18 protein-coding genes and 2 tRNA genes are annotated in these 16,348 nt (G+C 63.0%); 8 read left to right on the top strand and 12 right to left on the bottom strand.

Annotated features, from left to right (window positions below):
* Positions 1 to 78: 78 nt before the first annotated feature.
* The 8 genes from KBX18_RS08855 to KBX18_RS08820 form a co-directional block, all read right to left on the bottom strand.
* Positions 79 to 154: transfer RNA gene (locus KBX18_RS08855), tRNA-His, on the bottom strand.
* A gap of 59 nt (positions 155 to 213) precedes the next feature.
* Positions 214 to 867, bottom strand: a complete 654-nt coding sequence (gene orn / locus KBX18_RS08850) for an oligoribonuclease (RefSeq protein ID WP_255995695.1) — start codon at positions 865 to 867, stop codon at positions 214 to 216.
* Positions 868 to 902: 35 nt separating this feature from the next.
* Entirely contained in the window at positions 903 to 1,703 is an 801-nt protein-coding gene (cmrA, locus tag KBX18_RS08845) for a mycolate reductase (protein ID WP_255995694.1), read from the bottom strand.
* Between the two features lie 30 nt (positions 1,704 to 1,733).
* Positions 1,734 to 1,961: a helix-turn-helix transcriptional regulator gene (locus tag KBX18_RS08840; RefSeq protein WP_255995693.1), complete on the bottom strand. Its 228-nt coding sequence runs from the start codon at positions 1,959 to 1,961 to the stop codon at positions 1,734 to 1,736.
* Positions 1,954 to 2,529, bottom strand: a complete 576-nt coding sequence (locus KBX18_RS08835) for a hypothetical protein (protein WP_255995692.1) — start codon at positions 2,527 to 2,529, stop codon at positions 1,954 to 1,956. Before KBX18_RS08835 ends, KBX18_RS08840 begins: the two co-directional genes overlap by 8 nt.
* A 121-nt stretch (positions 2,530 to 2,650) precedes the next feature.
* Positions 2,651 to 2,902: a hypothetical protein gene (locus KBX18_RS08830; RefSeq protein WP_255995691.1), complete on the bottom strand. Its 252-nt coding sequence runs from the start codon at positions 2,900 to 2,902 to the stop codon at positions 2,651 to 2,653.
* Entirely contained in the window at positions 2,902 to 3,075 is a 174-nt protein-coding gene (locus KBX18_RS08825; RefSeq protein WP_005288996.1) for a hypothetical protein, read from the bottom strand. Before KBX18_RS08825 ends, KBX18_RS08830 begins: the two co-directional genes overlap by 1 nt.
* Before the next feature lie 101 nt (positions 3,076 to 3,176).
* Positions 3,177 to 3,250: transfer RNA gene (locus tag KBX18_RS08820), tRNA-Arg, on the bottom strand.
* Between the two features lie 59 nt (positions 3,251 to 3,309).
* Here KBX18_RS08820 and KBX18_RS08815 point away from each other — a divergent pair.
* From KBX18_RS08815 to KBX18_RS08795, 5 genes are all read left to right on the top strand, one after another.
* The gene (locus KBX18_RS08815; RefSeq protein WP_255995690.1) at positions 3,310 to 5,349 is read left to right on the top strand and encodes a cytochrome c oxidase assembly protein; all 2,040 of its coding nucleotides are present in this window, start codon (positions 3,310 to 3,312) and stop codon (positions 5,347 to 5,349) included.
* Between the two features lie 151 nt (positions 5,350 to 5,500).
* Entirely contained in the window at positions 5,501 to 6,097 is a 597-nt protein-coding gene (locus KBX18_RS08810; protein ID WP_255995689.1) for a single-stranded DNA-binding protein, read from the top strand.
* A 110-nt stretch (positions 6,098 to 6,207) separates the two neighbouring features.
* Positions 6,208 to 7,878 carry an energy-dependent translational throttle protein EttA gene (gene ettA, locus KBX18_RS08805; protein ID WP_255995688.1) on the top strand — a complete coding sequence of 557 codons (1,671 nt, stop codon included), beginning with the start codon at positions 6,208 to 6,210 and terminating at the stop codon, positions 7,876 to 7,878.
* A gap of 36 nt (positions 7,879 to 7,914) precedes the next feature.
* The gene (locus tag KBX18_RS08800; RefSeq protein ID WP_005289010.1) at positions 7,915 to 8,328 is read left to right on the top strand and encodes a thioesterase family protein; all 414 of its coding nucleotides are present in this window, start codon (positions 7,915 to 7,917) and stop codon (positions 8,326 to 8,328) included.
* A 154-nt stretch (positions 8,329 to 8,482) separates the two neighbouring features.
* Complete coding sequence (locus KBX18_RS08795; RefSeq protein WP_370687239.1) at positions 8,483 to 9,007, top strand: hypothetical protein; 525 nt, start codon at positions 8,483 to 8,485, stop codon at positions 9,005 to 9,007.
* Between the two features lie 179 nt (positions 9,008 to 9,186).
* Here the strand turns inward: KBX18_RS08795 and KBX18_RS08790 are convergent, their stop codons facing one another.
* Together KBX18_RS08790 and KBX18_RS08785 are read right to left on the bottom strand one after the other, a co-directional pair.
* Entirely contained in the window at positions 9,187 to 10,092 is a 906-nt protein-coding gene (locus KBX18_RS08790) for a D-arabinono-1,4-lactone oxidase (protein ID WP_005289016.1), read from the bottom strand.
* 49 nt (positions 10,093 to 10,141) lie between these two features.
* Positions 10,142 to 10,543 carry a globin gene (locus tag KBX18_RS08785; protein WP_005289019.1) on the bottom strand — a complete coding sequence of 134 codons (402 nt, stop codon included), beginning with the start codon at positions 10,541 to 10,543 and terminating at the stop codon, positions 10,142 to 10,144.
* Between the two features lie 108 nt (positions 10,544 to 10,651).
* On the opposite strand from KBX18_RS08785, the gene KBX18_RS08780 reads away from it, so the two are divergent.
* Positions 10,652 to 11,842: a cystathionine gamma-synthase gene (locus KBX18_RS08780; RefSeq protein WP_005289022.1), complete on the top strand. Its 1,191-nt coding sequence runs from the start codon at positions 10,652 to 10,654 to the stop codon at positions 11,840 to 11,842.
* Between the two features lie 147 nt (positions 11,843 to 11,989).
* Here the strand turns inward: KBX18_RS08780 and pepN are convergent, their stop codons facing one another.
* Positions 11,990 to 14,413 (bottom strand): aminopeptidase N, encoded by a 2,424-nt coding sequence (gene pepN / locus KBX18_RS08775; RefSeq protein ID WP_255995685.1) that lies wholly within the window; start codon positions 14,411 to 14,413, stop codon positions 11,990 to 11,992.
* A gap of 49 nt (positions 14,414 to 14,462) precedes the next feature.
* Here pepN and KBX18_RS08770 point away from each other — a divergent pair, with 49 nt between their 5' ends.
* Positions 14,463 to 15,077 (top strand): DsbA family protein, encoded by a 615-nt coding sequence (locus KBX18_RS08770; protein WP_255995699.1) that lies wholly within the window; start codon positions 14,463 to 14,465, stop codon positions 15,075 to 15,077.
* A 49-nt stretch (positions 15,078 to 15,126) separates the two neighbouring features.
* Entirely contained in the window at positions 15,127 to 15,615 is a 489-nt protein-coding gene (locus tag KBX18_RS08765; protein WP_255995684.1) for a ribose-5-phosphate isomerase, read from the top strand.
* Between the two features lie 368 nt (positions 15,616 to 15,983).
* Here the strand turns inward: KBX18_RS08765 and KBX18_RS08760 are convergent, their stop codons facing one another.
* Positions 15,984 to 16,343 carry a DUF4440 domain-containing protein gene (locus KBX18_RS08760; RefSeq protein WP_156774809.1) on the bottom strand — a complete coding sequence of 120 codons (360 nt, stop codon included), beginning with the start codon at positions 16,341 to 16,343 and terminating at the stop codon, positions 15,984 to 15,986.
* Positions 16,344 to 16,348: the final 5 nt, after the last annotated feature.

The following is a 16,348-nucleotide window of genomic DNA, read 5'->3' as shown; positions in this document are numbered from 1 at the left end:
GGAAAAAATAAACACCAAGACGCCGGTTTGTCCACCATGTCGCGACTCATCTGTCAACAATGTCGCGACTGATGACATTGGGGTGGCTGACGGGACTCGAACCCGCGACACCCAGGATCACAACCTGGTGCTCTACCAGCTGAACTACAGCCACCATCGCTGCCCGTCGCGTGCGTGGGCAGCGCTACATCACATTAGTTCACTGCGCCGGTTTTACAAAAACGGCTGGTAGGTCTCGGTCGATTCGGTCGCGCATACCGCCGCCGCGTCAGAGTCGGGGCCGGGAGCGGGGGTGAACACGGCACGGCGGTAGTAGTCGAGCTCGCGGATGGACTCTACAATGTCGGCGAGAGCACGGTGCGCCATGCCCTTTTCGGGCTGGTTGTAGTACGCCTTCGGGTACCAGCGGCGGGTGAGCTCCTTGATGGTGGAGACGTCGATCATCCGGTAGTGCAGACGCTCGTCCAGTTCCGGCATGTGCGCGCGAATGAAGGTGCGGTCAGTGGCGATCGAGTTGCCAGCCAGCGGTGGGCGGTGCTCGCCGCAATGCTTATCGACGAGTTCCAGCACCGCCTCCTCCGCCTCGCGCAACGCCACAGTGGAAGCCTTGATCTGTTCCGTCAGGCCGGAGCTGCCGTGCATCTCGGTGACAAAGTCATCCATCTCGGCCAGTTCGGCATCGGTGGCGTGGACGACAAGGTCAATGCCACCGTCCAGGATGTTCAGCTCCGCGTCGGTGACGAGGGCTGCGACCTCGACAATGACGTGACGCTGTGGGTCGAGTCCCGTCATCTCGAGGTCGATCCAGACGATGCGGTCGTCCTTGGCGGGTAGGGTAGTGGGTTCTGCGGAGGGTTCTTCGCTCATGCCTTCCAACGTACCCGCCCGTGTTGTGGGGGCGGTTAGCCCATCTTGGCGTAGAACCAGCCGGTCACCGGCGCGATCACGGCCCGCGGGGCGTAGGAGGATAGGAAGTCCATCGCCTTCGACAGCGGCCCGGGGGTGACGCGGCGCTGGTTCTTCATCATCGCAGCGATGGTTTCCTCGGAGCAGGACTCGTAGCTGGTCCACAGAAAGTCTGGGACGACCTTGTCCACGATGGACTGTTCTTCCTCCGGAACGACGGCGTCGCGCACCGGGCCGGGGGCGAGCAGGGTGCAGTGCACGCCGGTCTTCTTCAGCTCGTAGTGCAGCGATTCGGTGAACGTGTTCACGCCGGCCTTGGTGAACACGTAGGTTGCGTTGTTCGGGATCGGGGCGTTGCCGGCGGCGGAGCCGACATTGCATACCGCGCCCTCGCCGCGCGGAACCATCTGGTCCAACACTGCCTTGGTGATGCGGAAGACCGCCGTGGCGTTCAAGTTGTACTGGTTTGTCTCGTAATCCCAGTCTTGGTTCATGAACGGCCCGAAGGAGGCGATACCGGCGGAGTTGACGCAGATGGAGATGGCTTTTTCGTCGATAAGCGCAATGAGTTCGTCGACCTGCTCGGCCACGGAAAGATCCTTCGCGGCGACGATGACCTCGACGCCGTGGGCGTCCTCGAGCTCGGCGGCAATTTTCTGCAGGACGTCGTCGCGCCGGGCCACGATAATGAGGTTGTAGCCCGCCTTGGCGAAGTCGCGGGCCATAGCCTCGCCGATGCCCTGGCTGGCGCCGGTGATCAGCGCGTAGGAATTGATGGAGGGTTGGGGAAAGCTCATGCGTGCGAGCCTACTGCAGGTTACTGCAGGCTACTGCACGGAGAAGATGTCTCCCGGTTGGCAGTCCAAGGCTTTACAGATCGCGGCGAGCGTGGAGAACCGGACTGCCTTTGCGCGGTTGTTCTTGAGCACGGACAGGTTCACCGGCGTGATGCCGACCTGCTCCGCGAGCGCGGCACCGGTGATGCCGCGCTCCGCCATGAGCCGGTCCAGGTGGCAGACGACCTGGGACTCCGCTGGATTGATCGGATTAGACAAGGCCGTCCACGTCCTCCTTCAACCGGGCGCCGCGGCGCAGAAGCATGGAAGCGAGGCCGAGGGTGAACAGGAGGATCAGTGCTGGTGTGAACTCGGAGTACGGGGTGCTGACACCGGTGTCCCACCATTGCTCCAGGCCCAGATCCGAGGCAACGAAATTGTTACCCAGACCCTCGAATCCGATGCGACCGATGAAATAAGCGAACATCGCGCCAGTGCCGAAGTTAAGGAGAGTGACGTTGCGTTGCGTGAAGATCCGCCCTTTGGACATGTTCCAGCCGATCATGCTCAGTGTCATCCCGGTGCCGAGGAGGCCGATGTACTTCGTGGCCAGACCAATGCCGTAAAGCCACTGGGCGCCGCTGGGGATATCGGCAAAAACGATGCCACCCTCGACGGCAGGGGATAGGCGGGTGATCACGATACCGTTGTGGATCATCTCGAAGATTTCGAAGCTGATCCAGAGGGCGACTAGGGCGGTGACTCCGATTGTGCTCGAGTTGAAATCTTTCGTTTGTTTCTCTGTCGGAGGCTTAGCGGTTTGGTTCGTGTCCATAGGCATGTTCATAACTCAACTCCTTATCGTTATTCGACACTCTCGATAATCGATAATATCGCAATTCGATATGGCGTCAAGGATGAAAAAGCGCCGCCCCTGTGTCGGGGTCGGCGCTGAGTGCGTTTGCGGGTTACTCGTCGCCGCGGTTGACCTCGGACGGGCCGTCCGGGTTGTCGTTGGCGTAGCTGGAGTCGTCGTTGCCCTCGTTGCCGTCGCCGAAGTCCTCTTTGTCCAGGTTGTCCAGGTCACGGGACTCCAGACGCTCAAGGTCGGAGATAGGGTCAGTGTCGGGCTCGTTGCCGATGCGGCGCGTTGCAGCGTCGAGAAGCTTGTCGGGACCGTCGCCCGGCTGTGCGTTATTTGCCTGCGTGTTGTCGGCCATTAGTTCGCCTTCTCGCTTTCCTTCTCGGTGCGGTCCTGGAAGTTGCCGTCTGCGTCCGGGTCACCCAGGTTGTTGATGCTGTCGTCGCGGGTCGGCGTCGGGTTGACGGCCGCCTTGGCTGCATCGTCGGCGTCTTGCGCCTGGTCAAAGCTTGGGATGCTGTCCTTGCTCATGGTCGCTCCTCAATCGTGCTAGGTGATTTCGGTTATGCGACCAGTCTAGCGATTTTGCGCTGCGCGGGGCCGTAATCGCAGGTGAAAGGGGTATGGGAAAGCGCCCCCGGCAGGATTCGAACCCGCGACCAGCCGGGTAGAAACCGGATGCTCTAATCCACTGAGCTACGGAGGCAGTGCCCCACTGGGGCGGGAATTATCGTATCCCACTGCACCGAAAGTAGGGTAAAGGCCATGTCAGCAGACCAGGCGGTGGAGCAGGCGGAACGCAAGCAGGACTCGGTGGCCCGCGAGCGGTCGCGTGGGCATGTGCGTGCGGCCTGGCCGATCTATCTGGCTGCGTTCGCAGTCGCCGCGGTGGTCGCTGGGGCCCTTGCGCAGGCGTTCCTGGGCGGCTCGTTGGCGTCGTTGGGTATTCCGGACCCGGGGGTGGTGACCACGGTGGGGTTGCCGTCGATACGCGCAATTGCATGGCTCCTTGCTGCTTTGGCCACGGGCTCCTTCCTATTTTCCGCCTACCTGATCCCGCCGGACGGGCCCCTGAACACCGCGCGTCTCACCGTCGACGGGCACTTGGCCGCGCGCACGGGGGCATGGGCGAGCGCCGGGCTGGCCGTAATCGGTGTGCTCATGGTTCCGCTCGTGCTTTCCGACGTCTCCGGCACACCGTTATCCCAGATTCTCTTCTCCGCCGAGATGTGGGGCACCGCGCTCGACCGCGTGGCGGACGCGAAGATTTGGCTGCTCGTGGCAGCCATTGCAGCGATCGTCGCCGGTGTCGGTTTCGCAGCGGGGTCATGGATGGCGCAAACGCCGCTGTTTCTTGGCGCGATCGCCGCCGTAATGCCGCTGGGCATGTCCGGCCACTCCGCGACCGGAGGCAACCACGACTACGGCACCAACTCGTACCTGTGGCACCTGGTGTTCATGATGATCTGGGTTGGCGGGCTGCTCGCACTCATCGCGCACGGGCGCAGGCTCGGCCCGCACATGCAGCAGGCGGTGCACCGCTACTCGCTCATCGCCCTGTTCGCGTTCTTCGCCATGACCATCTCTGGCGTGATTAACGCGCTCATCCGCGTGCGTTTCGACGATCTTCTCTCCACCGCCTACGGCTGGACCGTTTTGTTCAAAACAATCGGTTTGGTCGTGCTGGGATTGCTCGGCTTCGCGCACCGGCAGATCACAATCCCGCAGCTGGACCGGAAACCGCCGCTGTTCACCCGCATTGCGGTCGTGGAGGCGCTGGTCATGGCTGCGGTGACGGGTGTGGCTGTGTCCATGGGGCGCACTCCGCCGCCTGCGCCGCTCGACCCGGCGATCACCAACATGCAGGTCCAGATGGGCTACAACCTTGAGGTCGAACCGACAGTGGCAAACATCTTCACCATGTGGCGCTTCGAGGTGCTCTTCAGCGTCATCGCCATCTTGCTGGCCATCTACTACCTGCATCTCACCCGTCGGGTTGAAGGCTGGGACCGCGGGCGCACCGCCTGGTGGATCGCCGGATGCGCGACCATTGTTGTGACCATGTCCTCTGGCCTGGGCATGTACATGCCATCGAGCTTCTCCATCCACATGATCGTGCACATGATCCTGTCCATGGGCGCTCCAGTCCTACTGGTGATGGGTGCGCCGCTGACGCTGATCAAACAGGCCTACCCGGCAGGGGAGTTCAACATCCGCGCGTGGGTGGAGGCCTTCGAGGAGTCGACGTTCCTGCGCGTGATCACCTACCCGCCGGTGTCGACGATCCAGTTCCTGGTCATCTTCTACATGCTTTACGTCTTCCCGTCGCTGTACGAGGTTGCTGTGTCGGAGCACGCCGGGCACGTGATCATGAACGCGGTTTTCTTAGTCTCCGGGTACTTCTACTTCTGGGATCTCATTGGCCCCGACCACATCCCGGGACGACGCCCGACCGTGGCCCGCTTCGGTTGGTTTGTTGTCTCCATGCCGCTGCACCTTTTCATGGGCGTGTACCTGATGCAGCTCAATATTGTTCTGGCGGAAAGCTTCTACGAAAATCTTGGGCTCCCATGGAACCCGGATCTGCTCCGCGATCAGAAGGTCGGCGGGGGCATTGGTTGGGCGTCGGGAAGCTTCCCGATGGCCGTGGTCTTCATCATCCTTCTTCTGGGGTGGCTGCGGGAAGATCGTGCTGATGCGAGGGCTACAGACCGCAGCGAGGACGAGACGGACGATGCGGAGTGGCGCGCCTATAACGAGATGCTCGCGCAGTACTCGCAGACCGGCCGTCGCAGCGAGAAGTAGCACGCTTATCGACGCCTCCCGCCCCCACCCTCCTGTGGATAACTCACCGTTATCCACAGCCTTTTTTGGGCCTCTTTGCGCAGGTTGATTGCGTGGTCGACCCTGGAAGGGCACCCCACCCACCAGCAAACCGCGAAAGGAAACTCCGACCATGCAATCACCCATCACGCTTTCTGGAAACCTCACCGACGATCCCGTCTGCAAGATCTTCAAAACCGGCTCGACCCTGACCAAGTTCCGTCTCGCATCGAGTCGCCGCGTGCGCACAGACAGCACCACCGCTGACGGCCGGCCCGTGTGGGCGGACGCTGACAGCCTGTTCATCGACGTCGAATGCTGGGGCCAACTGGCCGTGAACGTCGAAGCGTCGCTGCGGAAGGGCCTACCTGCCATCGTTGTCGGCCGTCTGGTCACTGAAAGCTGGGTGGAAGAGGACGGCACGAAGCGTTCCAAGCAGCTGATCAAGGCGGCTCAGGTGGCGCTGGAGCTGAATAGGTACCAGGCGTCGTCGAAATGCACGACCGCCAAGGAGCACACCGCGGGTGACATCCCGTCGGTCAATCTGCGCACGCGCGAAGACATTGCTGAGGAGATCGGCGAGACACCCACTAACCAGCCCACCAGCCAGCCGACGGCCCAGCCAGAGCCACCGAGCTATGACGACGAAGCACTCGAGTCCCTGATGAACCACGGCCCGTCTGACATGGGGGAGCACGCCCCGGAAGAGGAAACGGTGGGGGCGGCGTAGAGCGCACAGGAACGGTTTCTCTGCTTGCGGATCAGGCGGTGAGTGCGTGATGTACCCTTTGTGGTGGTTTACGCAAATAGCCGCCAACACGCATGTAAAGGGGGCCCCTAGTGGCTGAGTTCATCTACACGATGAAGAACGTTCGCAGGGCCGTCGGTGACAAGGTCATCCTGGACAATGTCACCATGGCTTTCTACCCCGGCGCCAAGATCGGTGTCGTGGGCCCGAACGGAGCGGGTAAGTCCTCGCTGTTGAAGATCATGGCCGGCATTGACCAGCCGAACAACGGTGAGGCCTTCCTCGACCCGGGTGCCTCCGTGGGCATCCTGCTGCAGGAGCCGCCGCTGAACGAGGACAAGACGGTCCGCGAGAACGTCGAAGAGGGCCTGGGCGACATCTTTGAGAAGAAGCAGCGCTTCGAGGAGATCGCCACCGAGATGGCCACCAACTACTCCGACGAGCTCATGGAGGAAATGGGCAAGCTCCAGGAGGAGCTCGACGCCGCTGACGCGTGGGAGGTCGACTCCAAGATCGAGCAGGCCATGGAGGCGCTGCGCTGCCCGCCGTCAGATTCCCCGGTGACCAACCTCTCCGGTGGTGAGCGCCGTCGCGTCGCATTGGCCAAGCTGCTGCTGCGTCAGCCGGACCTGCTGCTGCTCGACGAGCCTACGAACCACCTCGACGCCGAGTCCGTCCTCTGGCTGGAGAAGCACCTGCAGGACTACCCGGGTGCTGTTTTGGCCGTTACTCACGACCGCTACTTCCTCGACCACGTCGCGGAGTGGATCTGTGAGGTCGACCGCGGCAAGCTCTACCCCTACGAGGGTAACTACTCCACCTACCTGGAGAAGAAGGCCGAGCGTCTGGAGATTGCCGGCAAGAAGGACCAGAAGCTGCAGAAGCGCCTCAAGGGCGAGCTGGAGTGGGTCCGTTCTTCCCCGAAGGCACGCCAGGCGAAGAACAAGGCTCGTCTGGAGCGTTACGAGGAGATGGCGGCCGAGGCGGAGCAGTACAAGAAGCTCGACTTTGAAGAGATCCAGATCCCTACGCCGCCGCGTCTGGGCAACAAGGTCGTGGAGGTCAAGAACCTGGACAAGGGTTTCGATGGCCGCACCCTGATCAAGGACCTGTCGTTCACCTTGCCGCGTAACGGCATCGTCGGTGTCATCGGCCCGAACGGTGTGGGTAAGACCACCCTGTTCAAGACGATTGTCGGCTTGGAGGACCCGGACGCTGGTTCTGTCGAGGTCGGCGATACCGTGCAGCTGTCCTACGTGGACCAGAACCGCGCCAACATTGACCCGGAGCAGACCGTGTGGGAGGTCGTCTCCGACGGCCTCGACTACATCCACGTCGGCCAGAACGAGATGCCGTCGCGCGCGTACTTGTCCGCGTTCGGTTTCAAGGGCCCGGACCAGCAGAAGCCGTCGAAGGTGCTCTCCGGTGGTGAGCGTAACCGTCTCAACCTGGCGTTGACGCTGAAGCAGGGCGGAAACCTGATCCTGCTCGATGAGCCGACAAACGACCTCGATGTGGAAACCCTCGGCTCCCTGGAAAACGCCCTGCAGAACTTCCCGGGTTGTGCTGTGGTGATCTCCCACGACCGCTGGTTCCTCGACCGCACCTGCACCCACATCCTCGCCTGGGAAGGTAACATCGAGGAGGGCAAGTGGTTCTGGTTCGAAGGAAACTTCGGCGACTACGAGGCCAACAAGGTAGACCGCCTCGGTGAGGAAGCGGCGAAACCGTCGCGTGTCACCCACCGCAAGCTCACCCGCTAACGCTGTTTTTTCGAGCTGCTCTTCGAAAGGAACCACATGGCAGACAACAACCCGGCGAACACGCACATCATCGCGCTGCGCTGGAACGACTTCGACCGCTACGGCCACCTGAACAACTGCGCTTACCTTGATATCGCTCAAGAGGCCCGCATCAGGTTCACCAAGGAGCAGTTCGAGAACAACGGCCAGGAGTTCGGTGTCTTCGTCCGCCGCGCTGAGGTCGACTTCCTGCGTCCCGTCATGCCGGACTCTCTCGAGGTGGAGGTCGTCTCTACTGTCGTCGAGATCGGCAACACCTCCTTCAAGACGGTCCAGGAAATCAAGGACCGTCAGGGCCGGGTGTGCGGCATTGTGACCTGCGTGCTCGTCGCCGTTGACCTGTCTACAGCGTCTCCGCGCGAGATCACCCAGCAGGAGCGCGGCATCCTCACCGCCAAGGCTGGGGAGTAGCGCCCTGGAAGCACTACATGTCAGCGCGGGAGCGGCGGGGCTGAAAGTCCTGACCTCCCGCGCGCTTCATCTTGATGCGCAGGCGTCCGCGCGTTTCGCCGTGCTTAGCGACGCCCCATCCGCCCCCGGCAGCAGCACCCCGATCGATGTGTTCGTGACCACCCCGTTCGATTGCGTGGCTTCGCGCCGGGTGACCGGGTCGGTCTCGCGCGACGGAGCGGTCGTGTCGGCCCGCGACTTGGACGCAGCCCTTGCCGAGGGGCGATCCGAGCTCGGCCCCGCCCGCGACCACGACTGGATCGGCGCTCTGCCGCCGAAGACCGGTTTCGTCGAACGGGAGATCGTGCCCGTCGCCGTGGTCCGCGACCTCGCCGATCAGGGGCGCAGGCTAGCCCGCCAGTTCTCCGGTCCCCTGGGCCCGCCGCGGTCCTTGCTGGAGCAGATCGTTCTGACGGTGCAGTCCCCCACCACACCGGCCGAGAGTTCGACGCCGACGGACGCAGTAGAGATCCCGATGCGCATGATCTTCACCTGCACATCCCTCGGCCTGATACCTGGTCCCTCGGCGCCGCCGGAGATTCCCCGGCACTTGCGCATCTCTACGGCTGGCCGCTGGATCCGAATGGATGCGCCCTTCGGTAGCGTGTACCACTCGGCTGGGCTCAACTTGCTGTTCTAGCTCCGTTCGCCTTTCGTCGTTCGACTTTCATGCTGCGGTTCTAGACGCGACCTGCAGTTTTCCCCGTCGTCGAACCGTCAAAGGCGAACCGTCAAAGGCGAACTGCGGTGGGCGTACCTATGGCAGGCGAACCAGTCCTCCGTCCGATATGAACCCAGCTCGAGACTGGCTGGGGCCGACTACCCGAACAAGCGGGTGAGGTGCTCCGAGCCGAAGGTGCGGTCCGGATCCATCTGCTCGCGGAGGGAGCAAAACTCGTCGAAACGCGGGTAGGTCTTGGCGAAGTCTTCCCGGCCCATGGTGTGCATCTTGCCCCAGTGCGGCCGGCCGTCGGCGGCCTTGAGGATCGGCTCGAGGTGGGGGAAGTAGTCGTGCGGGTTCATCGCCTTGGGCACGTGGAAAGCGATGTACATCGATTCACGCCCGGTGGAGGTGGACAGGGCCACGTCGTCGGCGGCTGTGGAGCGCAGTTCGAGCGGGAAGGGAATGATCCAGCCGCGTTTGTCCAGTTCGCGGCGGATCTCGCGCACTGTCTCCGGGCCGGCTTCGAGCGGCACGGCGACCTCCATCTCGTGGAACTTCACGCGACGTGGGGTGGCGAAGACCTCGTGGGCGCGGGAACGGTAGCGGTTGGCGGCCATGGCGTCGGCGGCGACACCGTTGAGGAAGGGGGCAGCACGGATGAGGTCGAGGTGCGCTACGCAATCGACCATGACGGTGATCGTCCCGCGCAGCGACGCATCTGCAGCTAGCTCAGCTAGCGCGACTTTGTTCACCGACGGGTAGGCCACCACGATGTCGTCGAAACCCTCGCGTGCCAGGTTGATCGCCTCCGGCACGCTGTAGGCGAGGATGCCGCGGTACCCGTCGTGGGAGAGTGCGCGTCGTAAAGCAGCGACACTGCGCAAGCTTTTCGACGCCACACGAATCGGCAACCCCCGCGCCCGCGACGTCATTTGGGACGCGTTGTAGTCGAACGCCGCGATGTCGACGGCGGCGCAGAGGGCGACGGCGCGGCCAGCGCTGATCAGCGACGGCACGATGCTCAACAGCGTCTGGGACGGGCGAGTCACCGTAGACGGCATACGGGTAATCGTAGTTGGGCAAAACTAACCCATTGGCCGTTTTGAATATTTATCGCATACCGGGATGTTCACCAGGCTGATTGATCATCATGTACGCCACACGCTGCATGTGGTTCCACAACGCCTCGCGCTGGGCAGGGTTGAGTTCATCCTCGCTGAACTGGTCGAGGGAGTTGCTCATCAGCTCGAGCCAGCGCTCAGCCTCCGCCATGCCGATGCGGAAGGGGAAGTGGCGCCGCCGCAGCATCGGAGCACCGCGCTGCTCGTTGAACGTCGGCGGCCCACCCCAATACTGTGCGAGGAACCAGCGAAGACGGTCCTCAGCACCGTCCCAGTCATCGTCCGGGTACATCGGGCCGATGAGGTCATCGGTCTTGACCTGCGCATAGAAGCCGCTGACGAGGCGACGGAAGAAGTCCTCGCCGCCGAGTGCGCTATAAAGCGAATCCATGCATTGAATGTTAACCAGGGGGCGAATCAGAGCAAATGAACCGCTTGGTCTACTCTGGGGCAGAGCACGCTTATCGACGCCCCGCTTATCGACGAAAGGACCCCGCCGATGCCCGGCTTCTCCACCGACTCCATCCACGCCGGTTACGAGCCCGACTCCCTGTACGGGTCGATCAACACGCCGATCTACGCGTCCACGACCTTCGCGCAGGACGATCTGGCAGTGACCCGCAACGGTTTCGAGTACACCCGCGTGGGCAACCCGACCATCGACGCGCTGGAGAAGACCGTCGCGGCGCTGGAGAAAGCTGACTACGGCGTGGCTTTCGGTTCCGGTATGGCCGCTGTCGATGCGCTGCTGCGCATCCTGCTCAAGCCTGGCGACCACATCGTCATCGGTAACGATGCCTACGGCGGCACCTACCGCTTGATCCAGCAGATCTTCACCCAGTGGGGCGTGGAGAACACCCCGGTGGACATCACCAACGTCGACGAGGTCGCCGCTGCGATCCAGCCGAACACCAAGGTGGTGTGGGTTGAGTCGCCGACGAACCCGCTGCTGTCTATTGCTGATATCGAGGGGCTTTCGGCAGTCAAGGGTGACGCCACGCTCGTCGTCGACAACACCTTTGCATCCCCGTACCTGCAACAGCCGCTCGATCTCGGCGCGGACGTGGTGCTGCACTCGACCACGAAGTACATCGGCGGCCACTCTGACGTGGTCGGCGGTGTCGTTGTCGGCCGCAACGCCGTGGAAGGGCACGAGGGCGTTTCCGCGATCACCGCAGGTAGCTTCGACGCGCTGAACAACCTGGAGGAGCAGTTGCGCTTCTTCTTCGGCTGGATCGGTGCGATACCCTCGCCGTTTGACACCTACCTCACCGCCCGCGGCGCGAAGACCCTGGCAGTACGGATGGACAAGCACTGCGACAACGCAGAGGCTGTCGCTGACTACTTGTCCAAGCAGGACAAGGTCGCCCGCGTCTACTACCCGGGCCTGGAAGACCACCCGGGGCACGACATCGCCGTCAAGCAAATGCGCCGCTTCGGCGGCATGGTCTCAGTGGCGTTCCAGACCGCTGAGCAGGCCATGACGTTCTGCCGCTCGACGAAGCTGTTCTGCCTGGCCGAATCCCTCGGCGGCGTCGAGTCCCTCGTCGAACACCCCGCCACCATGACCCACGTCTCCGTCGCGGGCTCAGCGCTTGAGGTCCCGCCGGAGCTGGTGCGCATCTCCGTCGGCATTGAGGACACCGAGGACCTCATCGCCGACCTCGAGCAGGCCATCGCGCAGATCTAGCGCAGATCCGACCCTCCGCGGGTGGCCCCCAAGATATAGTTGACACCCGCGTCCGCCAGGGGCATCAAAACCCCAGGTCAGATTTCGTTGCAGCGGGAACGGTGCAAACTATATCTGGACGGGGCCCGAGGGGTAGGGGGAGAGCCCCTACGCGCCGTCACCCGTTGCACTCTCCGCTGCCGCAGCGTCCACGATCCGGTTCCGCAGCGAGCGCGTTACCCGGTCCTGCCCCTCAGAGATGATGCGGCGCAGACCTGCCGGGATGCCGCCGGTGAGGAACTCGTCGGCCTTCGCCAGAGCTTCCTCCGACACATCCCACAACGGGTAGATGCCCTCGAGCGTGCGCTGCGCCATCTCGTTCGACAGCCGCTCCCACAGCTCAGGCGCGACACGGAAGTACTCATCGGTCAAGCCCTCAAGCCCGCGGTTGTTGAACGTCAGGCCATCCATGAGGAAGCGCAGCGCCAGGTTCGAGCGTTCGCCAGCGACGATTTCGTCCCACGCCCACCGCTTATCGACGACCGCCCGCGCCCGCAACCTCGACACCTCACCCTCCGAGGACGGATCCTTCTCCTGCTCGGCAGCGTCGAGGTCGAGCTCGCCTGCGGCAATGAGAGCCGTGAGAACCAGCCAGCGCACTTCCTGGTTGGTCTCGTTCTCGAGGAGCTCGCGGAAGTATCGAATCGAATCGTTGTCGAGGCGCAGCCGAGACAACGCACGGTCGTAAATCGCCGCTGGCTGGGCACCGCGAAAGGCGTGGTTGAGCAGGTCGAACCCCTGCGCCTGCCAGTCCGGATCGACGTAGTTCTTCACGGCCGTGGTGGCCTGTGCGACGATGCGTTCCTGCACCGCCGGCTGGTCCTCGTTCGCGCCGAAGCGGGCGACGAGCTTCACGAACTCGCGTGCCGGCAACCGCCCGTCGCGGACTGCCTCCCACACGGCAGACCAGCACAGCGTGCGGGCCATCGGGTCTTCAATCCGTCCGAGGTGCTCTAGGACGAAGTCCATGTGCTCCTCGGTCAGGCCCATTAGGCAGTAGGTGAGGTCCTCGTCGTTGACCAGCGCGAGGTCGTGGGCCACGCCGGCGAACTCGGGGACTTCGGTGCGCTCGCCGGTGATGTCGATCTCGGTGTGGTGGGTCCTGCGGACCGCACCGTCGATAAGCGAATAAAGGCCGACGCCCACGCGGTGCGTGCGCTGCACCTCGGACTCCTGAACCACCGTGAAGCTGTCCGCGGTGATCTCGGGGTAGAGGCGCGAAACGCCGGTGGTGCGCAGCCACTGCTGGGACCAGTCGGACAGGTCGCGGCCGGAGGTCTCCTCAAGCGCGCCGAGCAGGTCGGTGAACTCGGCGTTGCCGAACGCGTGGTTGTCGAAGTGCTTGCGCACCCCGGCGAAGAACTCGTCGCGGCCGACGTAGGCCTGCAGCTGCTTGAGCACGGACGCGCCCTTGGCGTAGGTGATGCCGTCGAAGTTCTGCTCGGCGGTCTCGATGTCGGGGGCGTCGGTGCCAACGGGGTGCGTCGAGGGGAGCTGGTCGGCCGCGTAGGCCCACGCCTTTTCGACGCTGGCGAACGTCACCCACGCATTGGTGAACTCCGTCGCCTCAGCCTGGGCGATAGCAGCGGACCAGGTGGCGAACGACTCGTTGAGCCACAGGTCATCCCACCACTTCATGGTCACCAAATCACCGAACCACATGTGCGCCATCTCGTGGAGGATGGTGTCGTTGCGGCGCTCAATGCGGTAAGGGGTGGGTTCGGAGGTGAACACGTACTCGTCGCGCAGCGTCACGGCACCGACGTTCTCCATCGCGCCCATGTTGTACTCGGGGCAGAAAATCTGGTCGTACTTGCCAAACGGGTAGGGCCGGCCGAAGTTCTCGTGGAAGTACTCAAAGCCCTCCTTTGTTTCGCGGAACAGGCGGTCGGCGTCGAGGTGCTCCATGAGCGACGCGCGGGCGTACAGGCCCAGCGGGATCGTCTTCTGCTCGTCGGAGTAGGTGTCGTGGACAGACTCGTACTCGCCAGCACACACCGCGACGAGGTAGGTCGACAGCGGGTAGGAGATGTTCGTCGACGTCGTAGCGGTGCCGTCGCTGTTCTCGGTGTGGGTGGTCTCCTCGTTGAGCACCACCACGTACTTGCTCGGCGCAGTGACCGAAATATCGTAGGTGGCCTTCAGGTCCGGCTGGTCGAAGCAGGCGAACACCAGCTGCGCGTACGCCGGCTCGAACTGGGTGTAGAGGTACTCCTTGCCGTCGGCCGGATCGGTGAACTTGTGCAGGCCTTCGCCGGTGTGGGAGTAGGAGTGCGTGGACGTCACGGTCAGTTCGTGCTGTCCGGTAGAAAGCTGCAGCGTGCGATCGTCGATAAGCGTGCCGTCGAGCGTCGCCTCAAAGCTGTCCGCAAGAAGGTCGAAGAAGGTTTCGCCCTCGCCGGAGGTGAATGTGATCGTGGTGCGGGTGGTGAATGTGTCCGCGCCCGTGATGTCGATAGCCACGTCGTAGTGAATGTCGCTGATCAGAGCAGCGCGGGCCTGAGCTTCGGTCCTAAGCAAATTCGTCTTCATGCAAACCAACGTACCGTTGAGGGGGCAAGCCCCCATCAATGAAAGGGTCATAATGGAAAACGTAACGTTCTGGTTCGACGCATCTTGCCCGTTCTGCTGGCAGACTTCCCGCTGGATCAAGGAAGTTGAAAAGGTCCGGGACATCGAGATCGACTGGATCCCCATGTCGCTGTCCGTGCTTAACGACGGCCGCGACCTCCCCGAGGACTACATGGCCATGATGGAAGCTAACTGGGGTCCGGCGCGCGTGTTCGCCAAGGTCAAGCAGGAGCGCCCCGAGCTTATCGACGACCTGTACACCGCCATGGGCACCCTCATCCACCCCGGCGGCCAAGGAGGCCAGAAGGGTTACGGCGCCTACGACGACGTGATCAAGAAGGCGCTGGAGGAAGTCGGTCTAGACGAGTCCTTCGCATCGGTGGCGAACGAAGCGTCCTACGACGACGTGCTCCGCAGCTACCACCAGGGCGCAATGGACGCCGTCGGCGATGAGGTGGGCACCCCGGTCATCCAGCTCGGTGAGACTGCCTTCTTCGGCCCGGTGATCACCCGCGTTCCGACCGGCGAGGAAGCAGGTGCGCTCTTCGACCACGCACTGGGCCTGGCCGAGTACCCCTACTTCTTCGAGCTCAAGCGCTCCCGTACCGAGGCGCCGCAGGTCTAAGGCGTGCGGGGTGCGCCGGGCGCGGTCGCTTTTGGTTACGCTGGGAACCATGCGTATTTACCTTGGAGCAGACCACGCCGGATTCGAGCGCAAGAACGAGATCGCCGAGCACCTCAAGGCTGCCGGCCATGAGGTCGTCGACTGCGGTGCACACGAGTACGACGCTGCAGACGACTACCCAGCGTTCTGCATCGCCGCAGCGGAGAAGACTGTCGCCGACCCGTCCTCGCTGGGCATCGTGCTTGGCGGTTCCGGCAACGGCGAGCAGATCGCCGCGAACAAGGTCAAGGGTGCCCGTTGCGCTCTGGCTTGGTCCGTTGAGACCGCTCAGCTCGCACGGGAGCACAACAACGCCCAGCTGATCAGCATCGGTGGTCGCATGCACTCCCTGGAGGAGACCCTCGAGATTGTCGACGCTTTCGTCGGCATCACCCCGGACCACCAGGTCGAGGAGCGTCACCAGCGTCGCATCGATATTCTCGCCCGCTACGAGGAGACCGGGGAGACCGAAGAGATCCCGGCTCCGAAGACGCTCTAGAAAAGGCGCGGGCTCGTCGCCGCCTGCTGAGCCTGAAATCGCCCCACGTCGACTGTGAGTCGCGTGGGGCTGGTGCGTTTTCGGGGCGTTGGCGACGTCGATAAGCAAAATTGAAGCATAAGGAAAAGCGCATTTTCGTGCCGTCGAAAATGCCCTCGTAAATCCCCAGGTCACGTGTTGCAGGAGTGAACCCAGTTACTTGACGTGTGGACAGCACGAAAATGGCCTACCGCCCTGTGCTCGGCTAGCGCAAAACCGCCGTGCACGACACAATTGAGCGCATGGGGGACGATGCAGAACTTCGGCTGATTCGGGAGGTTGCGCTCGCGCGCCCGCACGCACCCTGCCCGGCAAGGTCAGCGCTTGATCTAGTGGGTGACGGTGGTCTGCTGGTACAGCTTCATCCGGATCTGCCCGTCTACCAGCACGTAGGTGCTGGTCATGAGGGCTTCGAAGTTGTCAGAGCCGCGGCGGGCGGAGGCGTTGTAGAGGAGGGTGGCGGCGCCGTCGTTTAGCGGGATGAGCTGCGGGTCTGTGATCTGGTAGCTGTCCCACGGCGGCGCGTCATTCATGCTCGCGGCGATGGTGGGCTGGTCCATGATCATGCCGTTGACCAGCACCATAACGGCGTCATCGGTCATGAGTTCGCCGTAGAACGTGCCGCCGCGCTGCTCACATAGCGAGTCCCAGCCTTGGCGCTCGAGGCCAAGAAGCGTGTTGAGGTCCATAACCA

It is taken from the genome of Corynebacterium sp. CCUG 69979, assembly GCF_024454095.1.
Lineage (GTDB): Bacteria > Actinomycetota > Actinomycetes > Mycobacteriales > Mycobacteriaceae > Corynebacterium > Corynebacterium genitalium.
The sequence above is the reverse complement of the archived record's forward strand: the minus strand, read 5'-3'. Positions and strand labels throughout refer to the sequence as shown.